Genomic DNA, 22,747 nt, shown 5'->3' with positions numbered 1-22,747 from the left:
GTTCGTTGATCATCTTGGTCATTTCGAACATCGAAGCCTGGGCCTTCTTGAAGATTTCCTTCAGCTTGGCGTCGGCGTTGATCATGCGCTTGTTGGCTGCGTCTTGCAGCTTGTTCTTCTTGATGTATTCCCAGACCTTCTTGGTCACTTCGGTGCGGGGAATCGCGGTGCTGCCCACGATGGCGGCCAGCGCGGCGCTGGGCGTCATGGCCTTCATGAAGGCGGCGTTGGGGGTGCGCTTCTTGGCGGGAGCAGCGGCCTTCTTGGCCGGAGCGGCTGCCTTCTTCGCAGGAGCAGCGGCCTTCTTGGCCGGAGCGGCTGCCTTCTTCACGGGCGCAGCGGCCTTCTTGGCCGGAGCGGCTGCCTTCTTAGCAGGAGCAGCGGCCTTCTTGGCCGGAGCAGCTTTCTTTGCGGGAGCTTTTTTTGCAGTTGCCATGGTTGGATTTCCTTCTAGAAGTGGAATATGAACCAGCTGAAAACGCGCTTTCTCACTGGTCCCAAGCATGCTAATGGACTTGCCTGCGCATTCCAAGGTGCGCACGGGTGTTTTTTGCATGTTTTCATAGGGAGCGCCGCGCTTTTTGGCCGCGAAAACAACACTTGCGCACGGGCGCGCTGCAAGCGCTCTGTCAGAGCGGCGCGCCATGCTCGTGCACCACGCGCACCGGGGTCCGGTACGCTGTGCGTTGGACTGTGATCTTCGGAGCGTTTTGACCATGAGCGATACCCCTTCCTTTGCGACCTGCGATCTGTGCGATGCCCACAAGGGCGACGACTCGGGCGCCTTCCGCGTGCTGCCTCCGGTGTTCCGCGAGTTCGGTGCGAAGCCGCGATTTGCCGGCCCGGTGGTCACCGTCAAATGCTTCGAGGACAACACGCCGGTCAAGCGCGCGCTCGAAGGCCCGGGCGAGGGCCGGGTGCTGGTGGTGGACGGCGGCGGTTCGCTGCGCCGCGCGCTGGTGGGGGGCAACATCGGCGCCGCGGCGGCGCGCAATGGTTGGGCGGGTGTGGTGATCGACGGCTGCGTGCGCGATGTGGCCGAACTGCTCGTGTGCGAAGTGGGCCTTCGCGCGCTGGCTTCCATGCCGCTGCCGACCGAACGCAAGGCCGACGGGCAGACCGGCGTGGTGGTGCAGATCCAGGGTGTGTGGGTGCGGCCGGGCGACTGGCTCTACGCCGACGAGGACGGCATCGTCGTCTCAGCCACAGCGCTGCACGGCTGAGCCGCGCGGCAGGCGGTTCAGGCGCTCAGGCCCTTGAAGAGCATGTAGGCGGCCAGCGCGAACAGGGTGAAGGCAAACACCTTCTTGAGCGACTTGACGGGCAGCGCGTGGGCCGCCTTCACACCCAGCGGGGCCATGAGCACGCTGGCGCAGGCGATCACGGCCAGCGCCGGCCAGTAGATGTAGCCCAGGGAATGCGCCGGCAGACCGGCCACGCCTTGACCGGCGACGATGTAGCCCGCTGCGTTGGCCAGTGCGATCGGAAAGCCCAGCGCGGCGCTGGTGGCCACGGCGTTGTGGATGGCGACGTTGCACCAGGTCATGAAGGGCACGCTGACAAAACCGCCACCGGCACCGACCAGGCCCGAAAGAAAGCCGATCACCGTGCCCGCACCCAGCTGACCCGCCACGCCCGGCAGCGTGCGTGAGGGCTGGGGCTTCTTGTCCTTGAGCATCTGGGTGGCCGAGAAGCTCACGAAGGCCGCGAACAGCATGGCCAGCCAGGCCCCTTTGAGCAGGGCGAACACACCCAGGCTGGCCAGGGCCGCGCCGATGACGATGCCGGGCGCGAGCCGGCGGGCAATGTCCCAGCGCACGGCGCCGCGCTGGTGGTGCGCACGCACGCTGGACACGGACGTGAACACGATGGTGGCCATGGACGTGGCGATGGCCATCTTCACCGCCAGGTCGGGCGACACGCCGCGCGTGCCCAGGATGTGCGTGATGAACGGCACCATGATCATCCCGCCCCCGATGCCCAGCAGCCCCGCCAGAAAACCCGTGCACAGACCGAGCGCGGCCAACTCGATGATGAGGATGGGATCAAGGTTCATGGGACTCGGTGACAGGCCCGGCGCGCGTGCCCCAGTCCAGGGCAGCCGTGGAACCGGCTTTGCCGGGCCACAGGCTGTGTCCCACCTCCCGCAGGAGAGGGGGGAAGCCGCGAAGCGGCGCAGGGGGGGGTGGGGGGAATAAGGTGTCTGCAGTGCCACCGGACCGGCATCCTGAACCGGGGGTTCAGGTGGGCGAGGGCAACATGGCTTCGGGTTCATCTGACGCGAGACGCTCACACCAGCCATGTGTGTACCAAGCCCGGGCTCAATGAGCATTGGTTCAAGGAAATATAAAGCCCGGCGAGCACTGCAGACGGTTGCCATTGTAGGCGCTGCGCGGGCGGTATGGGCTCCGCCGGTCTTGTGAATTGCGGTGTTTGTGCGGCCCAGATCAGAGCAGCTGGCCGTCGCTGCCCAAGCTCTGGTCCAGGCGCCGGATCAGGTCGTTCACGCGGCCTTGAGCGGCCGGGTCCAGCGTGTCGCCCGCGAGCGAGGCGGTCGGCGTGGTGTCGATGCTGGCCTGCGCACTGGCCTGCAGGGACTGGCTTTCCTTTTGCGACAGTTCAAACGCCAGGTTGAGCGAGGCCAGCACGGCGATGCGGTCGCGCGCCTTGACCTTGCCCGCATCGCGGATGCGGCACATCGCGGTGTCCACACGTTCGACCGCATCCAGCAGGGACTGTTCGCCTCCGACCGGACAGGCCAGCAAATAGCTCTGGCCCATGATCTGCACTTCGATCTGTTTGTTCGCCGGCTTGTTCATGCGCTGCTGTCCTTGCTGTGGGGCTCGGCGGTGGTGGCAACGGGCAGGCGGTCGAGCAGGGCGTCGATGCGCGCACGCGCCGCGTTCAGGCGCGACTTGAGCGAGTCGCGCTCGGTCTGCAGGGCCTGCACCTGTTCCAGCAGCAGCGCATTGGTGCGCTGCAGTTCCTCGTGGCGCAGCAACAGGCGCTCCACGCGTTCGGCGATCTGGTCAAGGTGTTGGGTGTCGGCCATGGTGTGACAGGGTGGATTTCGCATTGTAGGGTTGCCGCAAGCGACCCGGACTTAGAATGCTTCCCGTTGGTGCTCGCGGTGTGGTTCACATGCCGCAGTTCAACGGGAAGCAGGAGGGAAGGTCCACACCGGGCCAACCTAACCTGCGCTGCCCCCGCAACGGTAAGCAGACGAGATGCCTGGATTCTCCAGGTCGCTCCGCTTTCATCTCACAACCACTGGACGGCATGTGCCGTCTGGGAAGGTGATGAAGGTCGTTCTGCCAGCCCGGATACCGGCCAACATGGTGGTGGTGCGTCCTCAAACGGCGCGCCACCGTGACGCTCAGGCGCTGTCGGGGAAGACAGCGAGGGCACCTGTCTGTGTTGTCTTCTCATCATGAAATCCCGCGTTTTTCAAGCACGCCTGGCCGTGCTGCCCCTGGCATGCGCTGCCGCATTCCCGACTCTGGCCCAGTCCGAGACCACCTTGCCTGAGACCGTGGTGACGGCCACGCGCACCGCCCGCACGGCCGACGAGCTGATGCAGTCGGTCGACGTGCTCACGCGGCAGGACATCGAGGTCCAGGCGCCAACCTCCATGATGGAGCTGATCGAGAGCCTGCCCGGTGTGGCGGTGTCCCGCTCAGGTGGTCCGGGCAAGTCGGTCGGTGTGTATCTGCGAGGTGCCAGCAGCGATCATGTGCTGGTCCTGGTCAATGGTGTCCGGGCGTCGTCCGCGACCTTGGGCGAATACGACTGGAATGCCTTGCAGCCCGAGCAGATCGAGCGGGTCGAGGTGGTCCGCGGTCCGCTGGCTTCGTTGTACGGATCCGATGCGATCGGTGGCGTGATCCAGATCTTCACCCGCGGGCAGCGGGAGGGATTCGAGGCATCGCAGACCGTCGGGTCCAACAGGTATCGCGAGACCTCGGCTCGGCTGGCTGGCGGGCAGGAAACCAAGTGGTTCCTGTCTGCTGACACCATGGGTACGGATGGTCTCCAGATGAAGGTGGCTGACCCCCGCCGGTATCCCGCACGCAGTGCGAACCTGGGGCTGGGTGTCAATGGCCGGTTGCAGGACAACTGGTCGTACAGCCTGGGGTTGACCCATACGGAGGCTCATGAACAGTCGGATGTGTCGGCAGGCCCCTCGGACTCCCGCAACCAGGTGGTGGATCTCAGCTTCCAGGGGCGCATGTCGTCGGTGTGGACGCAGAAGATCTCGCTCTATCGCGCCAGCAACCGACTGGTGACACCTGCGGGCTATCCGCCGTCGGACATCGAAACCGATCGAAGGCAGTTGTCCTGGGTGAACGAACTGAACCTCGGTGGGGCGGCGCTGACGCTGGGCGTGGACCGCATGCTCGAAGGCGTCTCCAACTTGAATGCGCAGACCGGAGCCACCGTGTTCGACAAGGGCATGGGCACGACGGGTGTTTACGGGCAGTTCCTCTCCGAATGGGCGGGTAACGACCTGCAGCTGGGCCTGCGGCGTGACCAGCACAGCGTTTTTGGGGGCACCAACACCTACAACCTTTCCGTGGGGCGCCAGTTGTCGAACAGCGCGCGCGTCTATGTGTCGCACGGCACGGCGTTCAAAGGCCCGACGGCGAACGACTACTACTGGCCCTGGCAGGAGTACGACGATTTCCGTGACGGGTACGGCACCTGCGTGGCCTACGGCTACCCCTGCGTGACGATCACCGAAGGCAATCCGAACTTGTTGCCGGAGCGCTCGCGCACCAGTGAAATCGGGCTGCAGATCGACGGTCCGGTGAAATACCGCTTCAACCTGTTCGCGACGCAGGTGAGCAATCTGATCGACTGGGCGTCCACGGAGACCGGATCTGGCACCACCTGGACGGCCGTCTGGACGCCCACCAACGTGGGGCGGGCCTCCATGAAGGGGGGGGAACTCAGTGCGAGCTTCAACTGGGCGCAATGGGCCTTCCGGGCGTCGGCCAGCCGCGTGTTGGCACGCAACGAGGACACCGGAGCCCCGCTGGACCGCCGGCCGGACAACACGGCCTCGCTGTCGGCGGCGCGCCGCTTCGGTGAACACACGCTGCGTGTCGGTTTGACGGCGGCCTCGGCGCGGTACGAAAGCTCCGGGTCCCGGCGCATCGCTGGTTTCGGGCGCGTGGATGTGGCCGATACCATCACCCTCAATCCCCACTGGTCGCTGCGCTTCAAGGTCGATAACCTGTTCGACACGCAGTACACCCTGGCCACCAGCAACGGCGCGCCGTACGCCACGCCGGGCCGTGAGTTCTACGTGACCCTCCGGTACACCCATTGAGCGCCGTGGCCCGTTGTCCTGCCTTGCTGATCGCGGCCCCGGCCTCCGGCCAGGGCAAGACCACGGTCACGGCGGCGCTGGCGCGCCTGCACGCGCGGCAGGGTCGGCGGGTGCGGGTGTTCAAGTGTGGGCCGGATTTTCTGGACCCGCACTGGCACCAAATGGCCAGCGGCCAGCCGGTGCACAACCTCGACCTCTGGCTCAACGGCGAAGACGACATCCGCGCTCGGTTGCACGAGGCCGCTACAAACAGCGACCTGATCCTGATCGAGGGGGTGATGGGGCTGTTCGATGGCGAGCCAAGCGCTGCTGACCTGGCGGTGAAGCTGGGCATTCCGGTGCTGGCGGTGATCGACGCCGGGGCCATGGCCGGCACCTTTGGCGCGCTGGTGCACGGCCTGCGCCACTACCGTCTGGGCCTGCCCTGGGCGGGGGTGCTGGCCAACCGCGTGGCCAGCGAGGGGCACGAGAAGATGCTGCAGGCCTCCGTGCGCGGTGACGACCTGGGGGCGGCGCCGGGCGGCATCGACGCCGGATGGCTCGGCGGCTTGCGGCGCGACACGGGCTTTGCCATGCCCGAGCGGCACCTGGGGCTGACGGTGGCGTCCGAACTGCCCGATGCACTGGCGCGGCTCGATGCCCTGGCCGATGCCATGGCGACCACACCGATGGGCCAGCTGGACGCCGACGGCTGGCAGCGCTGGGCGGTGCCGTTCGGTGCACAGCCCGAACGCCCGGTGGCCCCGCTGTTGCAGGGGCGCACCGTGGCGGTGGCGCGCGACGCGGCCTTCTGCTTCACCTACCCGGCCAACCTCGACACGCTGCGCGCGCTGGGGGCCGAACTGGTGTTTTTCTCGCCGGTGGCCGACGAGCCGGTGCCGGACTGCGATGCGGTCTGGCTGCCCGGTGGCTACCCGGAACTGCATGCGCCCGCACTGGTGAACGGCGCGCGCTGCCGCGCCTCGCTGGCGGCGCACATCGCAGCGGGCCGGCCGGTCTGGGCCGAGTGCGGCGGCATGATGCCGCTGTTCGATGGGCTGGCGCTGGCCGACGGCACGCGGGTGCCCATGTGGGGGCTGCTGCACGGCGAGGTGGCGATGCAGCCGCGCCTGGCCGGGCTTGGCCCGCAGCGCTGGGACACAGCGCAGGGCGAACTGCGCGGCCACACCTTCCACTTTTCGCTCACGACCTCGCTGCTGGCGCCGGTGGCTCACACGGTGCCGGCGCGTGCGCACGGCAAGCCCGAAGCCATCTACGGCCAGGGGCCGGTGCGCGCCAGCTACTTCCACGCCTGGTTCGCGTCCAACCCCGAGGCGACCGCACAACTCTTCCTGTCGGAGGCAGTGTGAGCGTGTTGCTGCCCGGACCACAACGCATCGTCTGCCTCACCGAGGAGACCACCGAGTGGCTGTACCTGCTGGGGCAGGAGGCGCGCATCGTCGGCATCAGCGGCTACACGGTGCGCCCGCGCCGGGCGCGCGATGAAAAGCCCAAGGTCAGTGCGTTTCTCAACGCGAAGATCGACAAGATCCTGGAACTGCAGCCGGACTGTGTGTTCGGCTTTTCGGACCTGCAGGCCGACATCGCCGCGGCGCTGATCCGCGCCGGCGTGCAGGTGACGGTGTTCAACCAGCGCAGCGTGGACGAGATTTTCTCCATGCTGTTCCAGGTCGCGGCCATGGTGGGCTGTGCCGAGGACGGTCTGGCGCGCATCGACGTGATGCGCCTGCGGCTGGCCGCGATCCGCGCCGATGTGGCCGCGCTCGTCGCCTCGGGCCAGCGCCGGCCACGTGTGTTTTTTGAAGAGTGGGACGAGCCGCACATCAGTGGCATCCGCTGGGTGTCGGAACTGCTGGGCATCGCCGGTGGCGACGACGTGTTCCCCGAGCTGGCGGTGCAGTCGCTGGGCAAGCACCGGATCATCGCGGATGGCGCGGAGATCGTGGCGCGCGCGCCGGACATCGTGATCGGCTCCTGGTGCGGCAAGAAGTTCCGCCCCGAAAAGGTGGCCGCCCGCGCGGGCTGGCAGGACGTGCCGGCGGTGCGCAACGGCCAGCTGTTCGAGATCAAGTCGGCCGACATCCTGCAGCCCGGCCCGGCGGCGCTGACCGACGGGGTGGATCAGATGCACCGCATCGTCAAGCAATGGATGGTGGCCCATGGCTGAGGCCGTTACCACCTTCATCCTCGGCGGCCAGCGCAGCGGCAAGTCGCGCCGTGCGGAGATGCTGGCGCGCCAGTGGATCGACGCGTCCACCCAGCACCGCGCTGTGATGATCGCGACCGGCCAGGCGGGGGACGACGAGATGCGCGAGCGCATCGCGCGCCACCAGGCCGACCGTGCACAGCGCGTGCCGGGCATGGCCACGGTGGAAGAACCGCTGGCGCTGGCCGAGGCCTTGCGCCGGCACAGCGACGCGCACACGCTGATCGTGGTCGACTGCCTGACGCTGTGGCTGACCAACCTGATGATGCCGGCCGACCCGGCGCAGGCACGGGATGACGGTGCCGTGGTCGCCGCGGGCGCCAGCCTGTGCGCCGCCATCGCCGCCGCGCCGGGCCCGGTGGTGCTGGTGGGCAACGAGATCGGCCTGGGTGTGATCCCCATGGGACGCGAGGTGCGCGCCTTTGTGGATGCGCTGGGCCGGCTGAACCAGCAGGTGGCCCAGGCCTGCGAGCGCGTGACGCTGATGGCGGCCGGCCTGCCGCTGACCTTGAAGGACACACCATGACAACGCACTTCCGATGGCTGCTGATGGGCCTGTTCGCGCTGCTCGCATGGCCGGCGCAGGCCGCGCTGCAGGTCACCGACGACCACGGCGTGGCCGTGCACTTCGAGCGTTCGCCGCAGCGCATCGTCAGCCTGCTGCCCTCGCTGGCCGAGACGGTGTGCGAGTTGGGCCAGTGCCAGCGCCTGGTGGGCGTGGACCGCTACACCAACTGGCCGGCCGCGGTCAAAGCGCTGCCGCAGGTGGGCGGCGGACTGGACCCGAACATCGAGCAGATCGTGGCGCTGCGGCCCGACGTGGTGCTGATGGCGACCTCGTCGCGCGCGGGCGAACGCCTGCGCGCGCTGGGCATCAAGGTGGTGGCGCTGGAGCCCAAGACCCATGCCGACGTGCAGCGGGTGATGCTCAAGATCGGCCAGTTGCTGGACGTGCCGGATGCCCTGAAAGTGTGGCGCGCCATCGATGCCGCGGTGATGGCGGCGGCGCAGTCGCTGCCCGCCGGTGTGCGCGGCACGCGGGTGTATTTCGAGGTCAACCCCGGCCCGTACGCGGCGGGCGAGGGCTCGTTCATCGGCGAGACGCTGACGCGGCTGGGCGTGAAGAACATCGTGCCCGCGTCGCTCGGGCCGTTCCCCAAGCTCAACCCCGAATACATCGTGCGCGCCGACCCGGACCTGATCATGGTCGGCGAGCGCAGCGTGGACGGCATGAACCAGCGCCCGGGCTGGATGGGCATGCGCGCCATGCGCGGCCAGCACCTGTGCGTGTTCCCGGCCGAAGAATCCGACGCGCTGATCCGGCCCGGCCCGCGCATGGCCGAGGGCGCACGCCTGATGGCGCGTTGCCTGGCGACCAGGGCGCCCGGCGCGAAGAAGGCTGGGGGGCAGTCTTGAACGCTCGCCGCGCGTCCTGGCTGGTGGCGGGCTTGCTGCTCGCCGCGCTGGTCTTGGCCGCGCTGGGCGTCTGCGTGGGCAGCGCCGGCTTCGAAAACCTCGTCGGCCCGCTGCTGGACCCGGCCGCGGACCCGGCCGCCACCGCCATGGCGCAACAGATCGTGTGGGACATCCGGCTGCCGCGCACCCTGGGCGCCTGGGGCGCGGGCGCGCTGCTGGGCCTGGCCGGCGCGGTGGCCCAGGGCCTGTTCCGCAACCCGCTGGCCGACCCGTTCCTGCTCGGCAGCGCCTCGGGCGCGTCGCTCGGGGTGGCGCTGGCGCTGGCGGCCATGGGCGGTGGCGCCGGCATGCTGGGCGCCAGCACGGTGGACAGCGGCGTGGCGGTGAGTGTGTTCTCCAGCAGCGCCTGGGTGCGCCTGGGCCTGACCGGCGCGGCCTTTGGCGGGGCGGTGGCCGCCGTGCTGATCACCCTGGTGCTCTCGCGCGGCGTGCAGCACACGCTGCGCCTGCTGCTGGCCGGCGTGGTGGTGGGCGTGGTGCTGGGCGCCCTGACGCACCTGGTGCTGCTGTTCTCGCCCGAATCGCTGCAGGCCATGCAGGCCTTCATGCTGGGCTCCACCAGCTTCGTCGGCTGGACCGCCTGCGTGCTGATGGCGGGCGTGTGGGTGTTGTGCACGCTGGCGGCCTGGCTGCTGGCGCGGGTGCTCGACGGCCTGAGCCTGGGCGACGCCACCGCGCGCAGCCTGGGCCTGCCGCTGGGGCCCATGCGCGCCGCCCTGGTGGCGGTGCTGGCGCTGGCCACCGGCACCGCCGTGGCGCAGACCGGGCTGATCGCGTTCGTGGGCCTGGCCGCGCCGCACCTGGTGCGCTCGCTGGTCAAGACCACCAGCGCCCGCCTGATGCTGCTGGCCAGCTGCATGGGCGGCGCGCTGCTGATGGCGGCCGACACGCTGGCGCGCTGGCTGATCGCGCCGCAGGAACTGCCGGTGGGTGTGCTCACGGCGGTGCTGGGCGGGGGCTACCTGCTGTGGCTGATGCAGCGCAACACGCGCGTGTCGCGGGGGGCCGGGCTGTGACCACCCTGCACCCCGCTGCCATCGAGACCCGCGAGCTGAGCGCCCGCCTGGGCGACGCGCCCATCCTGCACCGCATCACGCTGGCGCTGCCGCGCGCGCGCTGGACCAGCATCGTCGGCCCCAACGGCGCCGGCAAGTCCACCCTGCTCAAGGCGCTGGCGGGCCTGCTGCCGCACAGCGGCGAGATCGCCTTGCTGGGCCGGCCGCTGGCCGCCTGGCCCAGCCGCGAGCGTGCCCAGCGGCTGTCGTGGCTGGGGCAGAACGAGGCCAGCGCCGACGACCTGACCGTGTGGGACGTGGCCATGCTCGGCCGCCTGCCGCACCAGGCCTGGCTGAGCCCGCCCAGCGCGGCCGACCACACGGCGGTGGAACGCGCCTTGCGCGCCACCCAGGCCTGGGACTGGCGCGCCCGCACGCTGGGCCAGCTCTCGGGCGGCGAGCGCCAGCGCGTGCTGCTGGCCCGCGCCCTGGCGGTGGAGGCGCAGGTGCTGCTGATGGACGAACCGCTGGCCAACCTCGACCCGCCGCACCAGGCCGACTGGCTCGACCTGGTGCAGGCCCTGGTGCGCGAAGGCCGCACGGTGGTCAGCGTGCTGCACGAGGTCGGCATGGCACTGCACGCCGACGAACTGGTGGTGATGGCGCAAGGCCGCGTGACCCACCAGGGGCCGTGCGCCGACGCCGCCACGCACCGCGCGCTGGAAGCCGTGTTCGACCACCGCATCGAGGTGCACGCGCTCAACGGGCAGTGGATCGCCTTGCCGAACGTCGCGCGACGCTCGGCGCTTTTTCAACCCGGGGTGGCCACGGCGCCACCCTCCATCTGACGGGGCTGCCCATCGTGCACAACATGGAATCCGGACGGGTCGCAGGGACCCGCATCGTCATGAACCCTTCGACCGGGCTGCCCGGCCTGCACCATGCGGCCTGATCGCGAGCGCGCCATGGGGGCCGGAACGGTCTGGTTTGTGGGGGCGGGTCCTGGCGATCCGGACCTGATCACCGTCAAGGGCCGCGACCTGGTGGCGCGGGCGGGGGCCATCCTGTTCGCTGGTTCGCTGGTCAACGAGGCGGTCACCCGCTGGGCGCCGCCGGGCTGTGTGATCGCCGACAGCAAGGACATGACGCTCGAACAGATGTCGGCCTGGCTGATCGGGCAGGCCGCGCGCTGCGACACCGTGGTGCGCCTGCAGACCGGGGACCCGGCGCTCTACGGCGCCCTGATCGAACTGGTGCAGCCCCTGGACGCCGCCGGGGTGCCGGTGGCGGTGGTGCCGGGGGTCTCGTCGGCCATGGCCTCGGCGGCGGCGGCGGTGGAGAGCTTCACCTTGCCCGAGGTGACGCAGACCACCATCTTCACCCGCGTCGAGGGGCGCACCCCCATGCCCGACGGCGAGGACCTGGCCGCACTGGCGGCGCACCGCACCACGCTGTGCATCTTCCTGTCCATCACCCTGCTGCACAAGGTCGAAGCCGGCCTGCGGGCCGCCGGCTGGGCCGAGGACGCACCGGTGCTGGTGGTGCACAAAGCCAGCTGGCCGGGCGAAGAACGCATCGTGCGCGGCACGCTGGCGACCATCAAGCAGCAATGCCGGGAGGCCGGCATCGTCAGCCAGGCGATGGTGATCGCCAGCCCCACGCTGGGCGCGCGCCAATGGACCGGGCTGGCCAAGTCCAAGCTCTACGACCCCGCTTTCACCCACCGTTTCAGGAAAGCCACGACATGAAAGACACGACCATCCTGCTGGTGGGCCACGGCTCGCGCGAGGACAGCGGCAACCAGGAAATCCGCGACTTCGTCGCCCAGTGGCGCGCGCGCCAGCCGGCCTGGCGCATCGAGGTCTGCTTCATCGAATTTGCATCCCCCTCGCTGCACGACGGTCTGCAGGCCGCGGCCCAGGGCGCCCGCCGCGTGCTGGTGCTGCCGCTGATCCTGAACGCGGCCGGCCACGCGAAGATGGAGATTCCCGAAGCCATCGAGCACGCTCGCGAACACGCGCCCGGCGTGGCCTATCTGTACGGGCCGCACCTCAGCGCCTGCGACCCCATCCTCGCCATCCTCAAGCGCCGCCTGCGCAAGGCGATGGCCGGACTGGACATGCCCGACCCGACCACCACCGGCGTGGTCTTGCTGGGCCGCGGCTCGTCCGACCGCGGCGCCAACGGCGACATGGCCAAGATGGCGCGCTGGCTGCAGGAGGAGGGCGATCACGAGCTGGTGGACCTGGCCTTCACCGGCATCACCTTCCCGCGGCTGGAGCGCGTGGTGCAGCGCCAGGTGCTGGTCGGCATGCGCCAGGTGGTGGTGCTGCCGTATTACCTCTACACCGGCACGCTGATGCAGCGCATCCACCGCCAGGTGGAACACCTGCGCACGCAGTACCCGCAGATCCGTTTTGCCTGCGGCACGCACTTCGGCTTCGAGAAGGAAATCTTCGAGCTGGTGGAGCAGCGTGTGCACGACCTGCTGGCCGGTGTGCCCGACAGCAAGCTGCCGTGCGACGGCTGCAGCTACCGCGAGATCGCGCACGACCTGGGCCACGGCCATTCGCACGAGCACACCCACGGCCACATCCCGGTCCATGCGCTGGCGGAGGCATTGGCATGAGCGCCGCACGGCCGCTCCGAAGGCGCTCAGCCCCGCAGTGCGCAGCACGGAGGGCAGTCCCATGAGCACGGTCAACACCGTCACCGAGCAGCTCACCCTGGCCGGCCAGGCCATCGAGCACGACAGCTTCGCCATCATCGACGCCGAGGCCGGGCCGCACGCCTACACGGCCGAACAGTGGCCCATCGTGCGCCGCATGATCCACGCCAACGCCGACTTCGAGTTCAACGGCCTGACCCGCTTCCACCCGGACGCGGTGCAGGCGGGCCTGGCCGCGATGCTGCGCGGCGGCACCCCCGTGGTGGCCGACGTCGAGATGATCTGCTCGGGCCTGTCGCGGCCGCGCCTGGCCCACTTCGGCATGGCCACGCACCAGTTCATCAGCGACGTCGACGTGATCGCCCAGGCGCAGGCCGAGAACACCACCCGCGCGGTGCAGGCCATGCGCAAGGCACACCGCCTGGGGCTGCTGGACGGCGCCATCGTCGGCATCGGCAACGCGCCCACGGCGCTGATCGAGCTGGTGCGGCTGATCACCGAGGTGGGCGTGCGCCCGGCGCTGGTGGTGGGCATGCCGGTGGGCTTTGTGTCGGCGGCCGAATCCAAGGCGCTGATGGCCGCGCTGAACGAGGTGCCCTGGATCGTGATCAGCGGCCGCAAAGGGGGCAGCACCCTGGTGGTGGCCGCCCTGCACGCCCTGCTGTCGCTGGCCGAGGCGCGGCAAAAGGCCCAGGCCGGGACCTGAAGACGCCATGAGCGACCAGGACAAGCCACGCGGCACGCGCACCGGTTTCACCACCGGCGCGTGTTCGGCCGCGGCCGCGCGCGCCGCCGTGCTGGGGCTGGTGACGGGCCAGGTGCCCGGGCAGATCGAGAGCCTGCTGCCCAACGGCGACCGGGTCTGTTTTGCGGTGCACGACGGGCGCTGCGACGCCCACAGCGCGCACGCCATGGTGGTGAAGTTCGCCGGCGACGACCCGGACTGCACCGATGGCGCCCACCTGACGGTGGATCTGCGCCTGTTGCCGGACCAGGCGGGCGAGGTCCACTTCTGCGCCGGCGATGGCGTGGGCACGGTGACCCTGCCGGGCCTGGGCCTGGCCGTCGGCGGCCCGGCCATCAACCCGGTGCCGCGCCAGAACATCGCCGACAACCTGCGCGAAGCCGCGCCGCAGCTGCTGGCCCGGCACGGGCTGGAGGTGACGGTCAGCGTGCCCCACGGCCAGGTGATGGCCAAGAAGACCACCAACGCGCGGCTGGGCATCCTGGGCGGCATCAGCATCCTGGGCACCACCGGCATCGTCAAACCCTATTCCACCGCGGCCTGGCGGGCCAGCGTGGTCCAGGGCATCCAGGTTGCGGCCACGCTGGGACACGGGGTGGTGGCGCTGACGACCGGCGGTCGCACCGAGTCGTTCGCCATGGGCGAACTGCGCGCCGAGCGCCCCGGGCTGCCCGCCGCCTGCTTCGTGCAGATGGGCGACTTTTTGCGCTACGCGCTGGACGAGGTGGTGGCCCAGGGTCTGCCGCAGGTGGTGCTGGGCGTGATGGTGGGCAAGCTGACCAAGATCGCCCAGGGCGAGACCATCACCCACGCCAACCGCAACGTGGTGGACACCGACCTGGTGGCCGAGATCGCGCAGCAGATCGGCGCCAGCGCCGAGGACATCGCGGCCATCGCCGCCGCCGAGACCGCGCGCTTCGGCGCCGAGCTGATGGTCGAGCGCGGGCTGGGCGATGCCTTCCACCACGCCCTGGCGCAACGCGCCATCGACACCCTGACCGCGCCCGATCGCTACGGCCGCGCCTTCGCCCTGCGCGTGCTGGTGTGCGACTTCACCGGCCAGAAAGTGGCCGATGTGTGCTCCGCACCGGACCCGCTTCCCACCTGATGCCATGGACACCCGAGTCAAAGACCCCAACCCCTGCCGCGTGATCGGCGTGCTCGACGACGGCGTCGCCAGCCTGAACGCCACCGCACTGGCCCACCTGCGCACGGCCGACGTGGTGATCGGCGGCGCCCGCACGCTGGCGCTGTTCCGCCACGAACTCAAGGCCGACGCGGTGACGCACGACCTGAGCGGCCAGCTCAAGGCCGTTCCGGGCTGGGTGCGCGCGGCGCGCGAGGCCCACCGCAGCAGCGTGGTGCTGGCCACCGGCGACCCGCTGTGCCACGGCATCGCGCCCTACCTGGCCCAGCACCTGTGCCTGGACGCGCTGGACATCCTGCCCAACCTGTCCACGCTGCAGCTGGCCTGCGCCCGCATCGGCCTGGCCTGGCAGGACGCGCGCATCGTCTCCGTGCACAGCCAGGACGCCGGCGAATGGGCGCGCGGCAGCCACCCGGGCCACGGCCTGTACGCCCTGGCCCAGGCGCTGCGCGCCGAACAGCGCCTGCTGGTGCTGACCAGCCCCGCCAACAGCCCGGACCGCATCGCCCGCCTGCTGCTGACCGAGGGCCTGGGCGAGGACTTCCACCTGGCCGTGGCCGAAAACCTGCTGCAGGCCGACGAACGCGTCCACCCGCAACTGAGCGCGGAGCAGGCGGCGCAGATGCGCTTTGCCGATCTCAACGTGGTGCTGCTCTGGCGCAGCCGCGTGGCGCCGCAGCCGCTGCGCTTTGGCCTGAAGGACAGTGCCTTCGAGCAGCGCCAGCCCGAGAAGGGCCTGATCACCAAACAGGAGGTGCGCGCGGTCAGTCTGGCGCGCTTGCAGCTGCGCGCCGACAGTGTGGTTTGGGACATCGGCGCGGGCAGCGGATCGGTGGGCCTGGAGGCGGCGCGCCTGTGCCCGCGGGGCCACGTGTTCGCCATCGAGAAGAACGAGGCCGACCACGCCATCGCCGGGCGCAACCACGCGGCGTTCGGTGTCAGCAACTACACGCTGCAGCACGGCAAGGCGCCCGAGCACCTGGACCACTGGCCCGACCCGGACGCGGTGTTCATCGGCGGCTCGGGCGGTGAACTGGCCGAGCTGATCGCCCTGGTGCTGCGCCGCCTGCGCAGCGGCGGCGCGCTGGTGATGAACTTCGTGACGCTGGAGAACCTGGCCACGGCCACCCAGACCTTGCAGGGCCTGGAGGCCCTGGGCATCGAATGGGACGTGCTGCAGCTGCAGGCCGCACGCAGCAAGCCCATCCTGCACATGCACCGCATGGCCGCCGAAAACCCGGTGTGGCTGGTCTGCGCCAGCCGCGCCCATGGCGCTGCTTTGGAGACCCGCGATGTCTGAAATCACCGCCCCCACGCCCCGCACCGGCACGCTCTGGGGCATTTCCCTGGGCCCGGGCGACCCCGGTCTGATCACCCGCGCCGCCTGGGCCGCGCTGCAGCGGCGCGACACGGTCTGGGTCTACCCGGTGCGCAGCGGCAAGACGCCGAGCTACGCGCTGGACATCGTGCAGCGCGCCGAACTGCCGCCGCCCGAGACCCACACGCCGCTGCTGTTCCCCATGACGCACGACGGCGAGAAGCTGGCGCGCGCCTGGCTCAAGGCGGCGCAGACCGTGCTGCCCTGGCTGCAGGCCGGGCGCGACGTGCTGTTCCTGGTCGAGGGCGATGCCTCCACCTACGCCACCTTCGGCCACCTGGCGCGCACCGTGCGCGGGCTGGACGACACCGTGCCGCTGCAGGTGGTGGCCGGCGTCAACTCGTTCACCGCCGCCTGTGCCGACCTGGGCGAACCGTTTTCCGAACAGGACGACACGGTGGCCATCGTGCCGGCGGCCTACGGCGTGCGCGCGGTGGACCGGCTGCTGCCCGACTTCGACACCCTGGTGCTGATGAAGATCAAGCCGCTGATCGACGAGCTGCTGGACTGGCTGGAGGCGCGCGACCTGCTGGCCGGTGCGCACTTTGTCGAACGGGTGGGGGCGCTGGACGAACGCCGCCTCTCGGGCCCCGCGCTGCTGGCGCTGCGCGGCAGCAAGGTCAGCTACCTGTCGCTGCTGATCGTCAAGAACCCCCACCGCGTGCGCGGCGAGCGCATCAAGGGCTGTCTCAAGAAAACCCCGGAACCCACCGCATGACCGCCGACCTACCCCGCGTCGTACTCGTCGCCATCACCAAACACGGCGCCGCCCAGGCCGCCACCCTGGCGCGTGCGCTGCCCGCGGCCAGCGTCTGTGTGGCGGCCAAGTTCGCCGACGCCTGCGCCGGCCTGCCCAACCCGGTGCTCGCCTACGAAGGCCCGTTCAAAGACCAGATCGGCGGCCTGTTCGACCAGTTCGACCAGATCGTGTTCTTCGTGTCCCTGGGCGCAGTGGTGCGGCTGATCGCCCCCCACCTCAAGACCAAGGACGAAGACCCCGGCGTGCTGGTGGTGGACGATGCGGCGCAGTTCGTCATCCCCGTGCTGTCCGGCCACGTGGGCGGCGCCAACGCCATGGCCGAGACCGTGGCGGCCCTCATGGGCGCCACACCGGTGCTGACCACCGCCTCGGACGTGGGCAAGACAATCCCCGTCGACATCCTGGGCCGCGAGCTGGGCTGGCGGGTCGAGGCGCCCAAGATCAACATCACCCGCGTCTCGGCCGCCGTGGTCAACGAAGAAGCCGTGGCCGTGGTGCAGGAGGCGGGCAGCCCGCACTGGTGGACCCGGCCCACGCCGCTGCCGGCCAGCATCCACCGCTTCGAGCGGGTGGCGGATGTGGACCTGACCCGCTTCCAGGCCGTGCTGTGGATCACCCACGCCGAGGTCACGGCCGAGCACTGGGCGCGCCTGCACGAGCGCCTGGTGGTCTACCGCCCGCCGCTGGCAGCTTCGGCCCCGGAGGGTGGTCAGTGAGCATTGCGCTGGGCATCGGCTGCGACCGCGGCACCCCCGTCGACACGCTGCGGCGGGCGGTGGCCCAGGCCCTGGCGCAGGTGCAGGCCGACTGGCCCGACGTGGCGGCCGTGGGCAGCATCACCCTCAAGGCCGACGAACCCGCGCTGCAGGCGCTGGCGGCGGAGCAGGGCTGGACCATCACCTACTACACCCCCGCACAGCTGGCCGCCGTGCCGGTGCCCAACCCCTCGGAAACCGTGCGCCGCCACACCGGAACGCCCTCGGTGAGCGAGGCTGCGGCCCTGCTGGGCGCGGGCGCCGGAACCGAGGCCGTTGCCGGTGCGGCTGCCACGGCCCTGCTGCTGGAGAAACACAAGCTCAAGGGCGGCGATGGCCGCAACGCCACCGTGTCGGTGGCGCGCTGCGATGTGCGGCACCGGCGCCAGCCGCCCTGATGCCCCAGCCCCTGGCGGATACCCCCATTCCGCCGCCCATTCTTTTTTTTCGTGTGCCGTTTGTTTTGTGTTCCCTTTTCGTCAACCCCTAGCCTTTGATCAGGAGATTCCCATGACCTCTACCACCGCTGTCACCACCACCACCACCACCACCACCGCGTCCACCAGCGCCGCCCTGCTGCGCCCCCTGATCGCCGCCGCCGCCCTGGGCCTGGTGGTGCTGTACGGCGTGGCGTTTGCCGACAGGCCGCTGGCGCACAACGCGGCGCACGATGTGCGCCACGTGACCGTCAAGCCCTGCCACTGAAGCGCGGCGGCCCCGGCCCCGTGAACCCGATCCAACCACCCTCCGCCATGAAACTCTTCCAACGCCTGATCTGGGCCGCCCTGGCTGTGGCGCTGCTCGTGGGCAGCCTGCAGACCCTGGTGCAGCACCGCTGGGCCGTGCCCCTCATCCTGAAGGCCGAAACCTTCGAGGACCAGAAGCTCAGTTCGCCCGAGCCGGCCCATGCGCACGCGGCCCAGGCCGCTGTGCACGACCATGACCACGACCACCAGCCGTCCGCCACCGAAGCCTGGGCACCGCAGGACGGTGCTGAGCGCAGCCTGTGGACCTGGGTGGCCAATGTGCTGCACGGCTTTGCCATGGCGCTGCTGGCGCTGGTGGCCCTGTGCCTGTGGGTGTGGCGCCGTGCGGCAAACACCCCCCGCTGGGCCCTGGCCCTGGGGGTGGCGGCGGCCGGCTTCCTGAGCCTGCACCTGTGGCCGGCGCTGGGCCTGCCGGCCGAAATCCCCGGCATGGACGCGGCCCGTCTGGGTTCGCGCCAGGGCTGGTGGCTGCTGGCCGCCGGTGGCGCCGCCGCGGCCTGCGCTGCGCTGGCCTACGGTCGCGGCGCCTGGCGCTGGGCGGCGGCGGTGGTGGGTCTGGTGCTGCCGTTCGCGGTGGGGGCGCCCCACATCGCCAGCGACCCGCTGGCGGGCTTCGGCCCCGAGGCGCAACAGGTCCTGCGCGACCTGGGCCAGCGGTTCGTGTGGGTGACGCACGGCATCGCCGTGGGCTTCTGGCTGTCGCTGGGCATGGCCTCGGCATGGGCCTTCACGCGCTGGGTGCGGGAGGCGCTGCCGCTGGCGGCGCCTTCGCTCGCCGTTAACGCGGCAACCCCATCGGAAGGCCTGAAGCCATGAACGACACCACCCCTCTGAACACGGCCGGCGGCGCGCCCGCGGCCGGCAAGATCATGCTGGTGGGCATCGGCCCCGGCCACGCCGACCACATGACCGCCCGCGCCCGCAGCGCCATCGCCGAGGCCGACGTGGTGGTCGGCTACGTCACCTACATCAAGCTGGTGGCCGACCTGCTGGACGGCAAGGAAGTGGTCCGCAAGGGCATGACCGAAGAGCTGGACCGCGCCGTCAGCGCGCTGGAGGCCGCCCGCCTGGGCAAGAAGGTGGCGCTCATCAGTTCGGGCGATGCCGGGGTCTACGGCATGGCCGGCCCCACCTACGAGGTGCTGTTCCAGGCCGGCTGGACGCCCGAGGACGCGGTGGAGGTCGAGATCGTGCCGGGTGCTTCGGCGCTCAACGCCTGCGCCGCCCTGGTGGGCGCGCCGCTGACGCACGACTTCTGTGCGATCTCGCTGAGCGACCTGCTCACGCCCTGGCCGACCATCGCGCGCCGGCTGGACGCGGTGGCCAGCGCCGACTTCGTGGTGGCGCTCTACAACCCCAAGAGCGGCCGCCGCACGCGCCAGATCGTCGAAGCGCAGCGCCTGTTCCTGCGCCACCGCCGCCCCGACACGCCGGTGGCCATCGTCAAGAGCGCCTACCGCCGGCGCCAGCACATCGAGTTCACCACGCTGGACCGCATGAGCGAGCACGACATCGGCATGCTCAGCACCGTACTCATCGGCAACAGCAACACGGTGGTGCAGCACGGGCTCATGGTCACCCCGCGCGGCTACGCCAACAAGTACGACATGGCCGAAGGCGGCAGCACGCGCGACGGCGAAAAAGCCGGCCGCTCGCTGAGCACCGGCCTGAACGGCTGGCTGGAGAGCCTGATCGCCGATCACGCCGCGGGCGCCAGCGTCGAGCAGCTGGCGCAGGCGCACCGCCTGCCGGTGGACTACATCGCGGCCACGCTGGCGCAGCCGCCCGAGGCGGCGGCCGACGAGACGGCCGAGGAGTCCGAGGCGTGAGCGCGGAGTCCCCGGAGGTGGTCAAGCCGAAGATCGGCAGCTACCGGCGCCACCTGCTGGTCTGCACCGGCCCCCGTTGCACGCAGGACGGGCAGTCGCAGGCGCTGTTCGACAGCCTGGGCGAGAAGTTCAAGGCCGCCGGCCTGCACGAAGGCGAGCTGCGCGTGAAGCGCAGCCGCGTCAGCTGCTTCGCCGCCTGCAAGGGCGGGCCGGTGATGTGCGTGCAGCCCGACGGCACCTGGTACTACAACGTGACCGACGCCAACATGGACCGCATCGTCGAGCAGCACCTGGTGGGCGGGCAGGTGGTGCAGGACCTGGTGTTCCACCAGGGACCGGGAGGCGCCGATGCCGAATGAGCCGAAGTCCCCCGCAGGCTTTGTCGCCATCGTGGGCGCGGGGCCGGGCCCGGCCGACCTCATGACCCTGCGCGCGCTCGACCGCCTGCAACGGGCCGAGGTCGTGGTGCACGACCGCCTGATCTCGTCCGAGGTGCTGGACCTGATCCCGGCCACGGCGCTGCGCGTGTACGTGGGCAAGGCCCTGGGCGACCACGCCGTGCCGCAGCAGGGCATCCACGCGCTGCTGGTGCAGCACGCCAGGGCCGGCCGGCGGGTGGTGCGCCTCAAGGGCGGTGACCCCTACGTGTTCGGGCGAGGCGGGGAAGAGGTGCAGGCCTTGCAGGCCGAAGGCATCGCCTTCGAGGTGGTGCCCGGCGTCACCGCCGCCAGCGGCTGCTCGGCCGCGGCGGGCATTCCGCTCACGCACCGCGACTTCGCGGCCAGCTGCGTGTTCCTGCCCGGCCACCTGGCCGACGACGATGCCACGCACGACTGGCGCGCCCTGGCGCGGCCCGGGCAGACGCGGGTGTTCTACATGGGCATCCAGCGCCTGGCGCAGATCGCGGAACGGCTGATCGCGCACGGCCTGCCGCCCGAGACGCCGGCCGCCATCGTGCGCGACGGCACGCGCCCCACCCAGACCGTGCTGGCCTGCAGCCTGCGCCGCCTGGTGGAGCGGGCGCCGGCCTACGGCCCCCAACCCGGCTTGCTGATCATCGGCGAGACGGTGCAACTGAGCCCCGACTTCCATGCAGATTGAAACCCCACCGGCTGAAAAGCCCTACGACAAGCCCGAGGGCGAGCGCCGCGGCCTCGTGATCGTCAACACCGGCGACGGCAAGGGCAAGAGCACGGCCGCCTTCGGTCTGGCGCTGCGTGCCCACGGCCGCGGCAAGGCGGTGAAGATCTACCAGTTCATGAAGGTGCCGAGCGCGCGGTTTGGCGAGCACCGCATGTTCGAGCAGATCGGCATCCCCATTGAAGGGCTGGGCGATGGCTTCAGCTGGAAGAGCCAGGACCTGGAACGCTCCGCGCAACTGGCGCGTGACGGCTGGGAAAAGGCCCGTGCCACCATCCTGGGGGGCGAACACTTCCTGGTGGTGCTCGACGAGATCACCTACCCGCTGATCTACGGCTGGCTGCCGCTGGACAATGTGCTGCAGACCCTGCGCGAGCGGCCCGGCCACGTGCACGTCTGCCTGACCGGCCGCCGCTGCCCGCCCGAGATCGTCGAGCTGGCCGACACCGTGACCGAGATGACCAAGATCAAGCACGCGTTCAACGCCGGCATCCCGGCGCAGCGCGGCATTGAAGACTGAACCTGGAGAACCGAACATGAACGCCGCTGTTGAATCCCCCGTGACCCTGCACCGCCCGGCCAAGCCCGCGCCGGCGCAGACCGACCGCTGGTCCGTGGCCGCCGTGCAGGACCTGCTGGACCTGCCGTTCCCCGAGCTGCTGCACCGCGCGCAGACCGTGCACCGCGAGCACCACGATCCGACCCACATGGAGCTGGCGACCCTGCTGTCCATCAAGACCGGCGGCTGCCCGGAGGACTGTGGCTACTGCCCGCAGTCGGTGCACCACGAGACCGGCGTGGCCGCCAGCAAGATGATGACGGCCGAAGACGTGCGCGAAGCCGTGCTGGGCGCCAAGGCGGCCGGTGCTTCGCGCTTCTGCATGGGCGCGGCCTGGCGCGCGCCCAACGACCGCGACCTGGAGAAGGTCGAGGAACTGGTGCGCGTGGTCAAGGACGAAGGCCTGGAGGCCTGCTGCACCCTGGGCATGCTCACGGGCGACCAAGCGCAGCGCCTCAAGGGCGCCGGGCTGGACTACTACAACCACAACCTGGACACCGCGCCCGAGCTGTACGGCAACGTCATCAGCACCCGCGACTACCAGGACCGCCTGGACACCCTGGGCCATGTGCGCGAGGCGGGCATCAGCGTCTGCAGCGGCGGCATCGTCGGCATGGGCGAATCGCGCGCCGGCCGCGCCGGGCTGATCGCGCAGCTGGCCAACCTGGCGCCGTACCCAGAGTCGGTGCCCATCAACCACCTGGTCAAGGTGCCGGGCACGCCGCTGGCCGACGAACCCGACCTGGACCCGCTGGAATTCGTGCGCACCGTGGCCGTGGCCCGCATCACCATGCCCAAGGCCAAGGTGCGCCTGTCGGCCGGGCGCCGGCAGATGCACGAATCGACCCAGGCCCTGTGTTTCCTGGCCGGCGCCAATTCCATCTTCTACGGCGACAAGCTGCTGGTGACCGGCAATGCGGATGTGGAGGCGGACCAGGACCTGCTCCAACGCATGGGCATGCACACCACCCGCGCTCACGCCTGATCACG

General features: G+C 70.2%; 27 protein-coding genes, 1 other RNA gene and 1 riboswitch. Of the genes, 23 read left to right on the top strand and 5 right to left on the bottom strand.

Annotated elements, in window-relative coordinates:
- Positions 1-436, bottom strand: a 436-nt coding sequence (locus RMP09_RS10935; RefSeq protein WP_310566012.1) for an SWIB/MDM2 domain-containing protein, incomplete at its 3' end; no start/stop codon positions are given.
- 280 nt (positions 437-716) lie between these two features.
- On the opposite strand from RMP09_RS10935, the gene rraA reads away from it, so the two are divergent.
- A complete protein-coding gene (gene rraA, locus RMP09_RS10930) occupies positions 717-1,223 on the top strand; it encodes a ribonuclease E activity regulator RraA (protein WP_310566007.1) in 507 nt (168 codons plus the stop codon).
- Positions 1,224-1,240: 17 nt separating this feature from the next.
- Here rraA and RMP09_RS10925 read toward each other — a convergent pair whose 3' ends face one another.
- The 4 genes from RMP09_RS10925 to RMP09_RS10910 all read right to left on the bottom strand — a co-directional run bounded on the left by RMP09_RS10925 (position 1,241) and on the right by RMP09_RS10910 (position 3,052).
- Positions 1,241-2,056 (bottom strand): sulfite exporter TauE/SafE family protein, encoded by an 816-nt coding sequence (locus tag RMP09_RS10925; protein WP_310566006.1) that lies wholly within the window; start codon positions 2,054-2,056, stop codon positions 1,241-1,243.
- A 140-nt stretch (positions 2,057-2,196) separates the two neighbouring features.
- Positions 2,197-2,375: non-coding RNA, 6S RNA (gene ssrS / locus RMP09_RS10920), on the bottom strand.
- 72 nt (positions 2,376-2,447) lie between these two features.
- A complete protein-coding gene (locus RMP09_RS10915; protein WP_310566005.1) occupies positions 2,448-2,819 on the bottom strand; it encodes a cell division protein ZapA in 372 nt (123 codons plus the stop codon).
- Positions 2,816-3,052, bottom strand: a complete 237-nt coding sequence (locus tag RMP09_RS10910; RefSeq protein ID WP_310566004.1) for a DUF904 domain-containing protein — start codon at positions 3,050-3,052, stop codon at positions 2,816-2,818. The genes RMP09_RS10915 and RMP09_RS10910 overlap by 4 nt, the downstream gene beginning before the upstream one ends.
- A gap of 50 nt (positions 3,053-3,102) precedes the next feature.
- A riboswitch (cobalamin riboswitch) is annotated at positions 3,103-3,350 on the top strand.
- Between the two features lie 80 nt (positions 3,351-3,430).
- Here RMP09_RS10910 and RMP09_RS10905 point away from each other — a divergent pair.
- The 22 genes from RMP09_RS10905 to bioB all read left to right on the top strand — a co-directional run bounded on the left by RMP09_RS10905 (position 3,431) and on the right by bioB (position 22,742).
- Positions 3,431-5,332 (top strand): TonB-dependent receptor domain-containing protein, encoded by a 1,902-nt coding sequence (locus tag RMP09_RS10905; RefSeq protein ID WP_310566003.1) that lies wholly within the window; start codon positions 3,431-3,433, stop codon positions 5,330-5,332.
- 5 nt (positions 5,333-5,337) lie between these two features.
- Complete coding sequence (locus tag RMP09_RS10900; protein ID WP_310566002.1) at positions 5,338-6,681, top strand: cobyrinate a,c-diamide synthase; 1,344 nt, start codon at positions 5,338-5,340, stop codon at positions 6,679-6,681.
- A gap of 5 nt (positions 6,682-6,686) precedes the next feature.
- A complete protein-coding gene (locus tag RMP09_RS10895) occupies positions 6,687-7,499 on the top strand; it encodes an ABC transporter substrate-binding protein (protein WP_409559716.1) in 813 nt (270 codons plus the stop codon).
- Positions 7,492-8,064 (top strand): bifunctional adenosylcobinamide kinase/adenosylcobinamide-phosphate guanylyltransferase, encoded by a 573-nt coding sequence (cobU, locus tag RMP09_RS10890; protein WP_310566000.1) that lies wholly within the window; start codon positions 7,492-7,494, stop codon positions 8,062-8,064. Before RMP09_RS10895 ends, cobU begins: the two co-directional genes overlap by 8 nt.
- Positions 8,061-8,954 (top strand): helical backbone metal receptor, encoded by an 894-nt coding sequence (locus RMP09_RS10885; RefSeq protein WP_310565999.1) that lies wholly within the window; start codon positions 8,061-8,063, stop codon positions 8,952-8,954. Before cobU ends, RMP09_RS10885 begins: the two co-directional genes overlap by 4 nt.
- Positions 8,951-10,030: an iron ABC transporter permease gene (locus RMP09_RS10880; protein WP_310565998.1), complete on the top strand. Its 1,080-nt coding sequence runs from the start codon at positions 8,951-8,953 to the stop codon at positions 10,028-10,030. Before RMP09_RS10885 ends, RMP09_RS10880 begins: the two co-directional genes overlap by 4 nt.
- Before the next feature lie 5 nt (positions 10,031-10,035).
- A complete protein-coding gene (locus RMP09_RS10875) occupies positions 10,036-10,857 on the top strand; it encodes an ABC transporter ATP-binding protein (protein ID WP_310566011.1) in 822 nt (273 codons plus the stop codon).
- Between the two features lie 117 nt (positions 10,858-10,974).
- Positions 10,975-11,757, top strand: a complete 783-nt coding sequence (cobM, locus tag RMP09_RS10870) for a precorrin-4 C(11)-methyltransferase (RefSeq protein ID WP_310566010.1) — start codon at positions 10,975-10,977, stop codon at positions 11,755-11,757.
- Positions 11,754-12,638: a sirohydrochlorin chelatase gene (locus tag RMP09_RS10865; protein WP_310565997.1), complete on the top strand. Its 885-nt coding sequence runs from the start codon at positions 11,754-11,756 to the stop codon at positions 12,636-12,638. The genes cobM and RMP09_RS10865 overlap by 4 nt, the downstream gene beginning before the upstream one ends.
- Positions 12,639-12,699: 61 nt before the next feature.
- Positions 12,700-13,383 carry a precorrin-8X methylmutase gene (locus tag RMP09_RS10860; protein ID WP_310565996.1) on the top strand — a complete coding sequence of 228 codons (684 nt, stop codon included), beginning with the start codon at positions 12,700-12,702 and terminating at the stop codon, positions 13,381-13,383.
- Between the two features lie 7 nt (positions 13,384-13,390).
- Positions 13,391-14,530: a cobalt-precorrin-5B (C(1))-methyltransferase gene (locus tag RMP09_RS10855; protein ID WP_310565995.1), complete on the top strand. Its 1,140-nt coding sequence runs from the start codon at positions 13,391-13,393 to the stop codon at positions 14,528-14,530.
- A gap of 4 nt (positions 14,531-14,534) precedes the next feature.
- A complete protein-coding gene (gene cbiE, locus RMP09_RS10850; protein WP_310565994.1) occupies positions 14,535-15,869 on the top strand; it encodes a precorrin-6y C5,15-methyltransferase (decarboxylating) subunit CbiE in 1,335 nt (444 codons plus the stop codon).
- Positions 15,862-16,665, top strand: a complete 804-nt coding sequence (gene cobI / locus RMP09_RS10845) for a precorrin-2 C(20)-methyltransferase (RefSeq protein WP_310565993.1) — start codon at positions 15,862-15,864, stop codon at positions 16,663-16,665. The genes cbiE and cobI overlap by 8 nt, the downstream gene beginning before the upstream one ends.
- Positions 16,662-17,423 carry a cobalamin biosynthesis central domain-containing protein gene (locus RMP09_RS10840; RefSeq protein WP_310565992.1) on the top strand — a complete coding sequence of 254 codons (762 nt, stop codon included), beginning with the start codon at positions 16,662-16,664 and terminating at the stop codon, positions 17,421-17,423. Before cobI ends, RMP09_RS10840 begins: the two co-directional genes overlap by 4 nt.
- Entirely contained in the window at positions 17,420-17,860 is a 441-nt protein-coding gene (locus RMP09_RS10835; RefSeq protein WP_310565991.1) for a cobalamin biosynthesis protein, read from the top strand. The genes RMP09_RS10840 and RMP09_RS10835 overlap by 4 nt, the downstream gene beginning before the upstream one ends.
- A 112-nt stretch (positions 17,861-17,972) precedes the next feature.
- Entirely contained in the window at positions 17,973-18,167 is a 195-nt protein-coding gene (locus tag RMP09_RS10830) for a CbtB domain-containing protein (RefSeq protein WP_310565990.1), read from the top strand.
- A gap of 47 nt (positions 18,168-18,214) precedes the next feature.
- The gene (locus tag RMP09_RS10825; RefSeq protein ID WP_310565989.1) at positions 18,215-19,045 is read left to right on the top strand and encodes a CbtA family protein; all 831 of its coding nucleotides are present in this window, start codon (positions 18,215-18,217) and stop codon (positions 19,043-19,045) included.
- Positions 19,042-20,058, top strand: coding sequence for a precorrin-3B C(17)-methyltransferase (gene cobJ, locus RMP09_RS10820; protein WP_310565988.1), 1,017 nt, complete (start codon positions 19,042-19,044; stop codon positions 20,056-20,058). The genes RMP09_RS10825 and cobJ overlap by 4 nt, the downstream gene beginning before the upstream one ends.
- Positions 20,055-20,417: a (2Fe-2S) ferredoxin domain-containing protein gene (locus RMP09_RS10815; protein ID WP_310565987.1), complete on the top strand. Its 363-nt coding sequence runs from the start codon at positions 20,055-20,057 to the stop codon at positions 20,415-20,417. The genes cobJ and RMP09_RS10815 overlap by 4 nt, the downstream gene beginning before the upstream one ends.
- Entirely contained in the window at positions 20,407-21,159 is a 753-nt protein-coding gene (cobA, locus tag RMP09_RS10810) for a uroporphyrinogen-III C-methyltransferase (RefSeq protein WP_310565986.1), read from the top strand. Before RMP09_RS10815 ends, cobA begins: the two co-directional genes overlap by 11 nt.
- Positions 21,149-21,718 (top strand): cob(I)yrinic acid a,c-diamide adenosyltransferase, encoded by a 570-nt coding sequence (gene cobO, locus RMP09_RS10805; RefSeq protein ID WP_310565985.1) that lies wholly within the window; start codon positions 21,149-21,151, stop codon positions 21,716-21,718. The genes cobA and cobO overlap by 11 nt, the downstream gene beginning before the upstream one ends.
- A gap of 16 nt (positions 21,719-21,734) precedes the next feature.
- Positions 21,735-22,742 (top strand): biotin synthase BioB, encoded by a 1,008-nt coding sequence (bioB, locus tag RMP09_RS10800; protein ID WP_310565984.1) that lies wholly within the window; start codon positions 21,735-21,737, stop codon positions 22,740-22,742.
- Positions 22,743-22,747: the final 5 nt, after the last annotated feature.

The organism is Hydrogenophaga sp., assembly GCF_031426985.1.
In the GTDB taxonomy this organism is placed as follows: domain Bacteria; phylum Pseudomonadota; class Gammaproteobacteria; order Burkholderiales; family Burkholderiaceae_C; genus Hydrogenophaga.
This window is presented reverse-complemented; position numbering and strand designations above follow the sequence as displayed.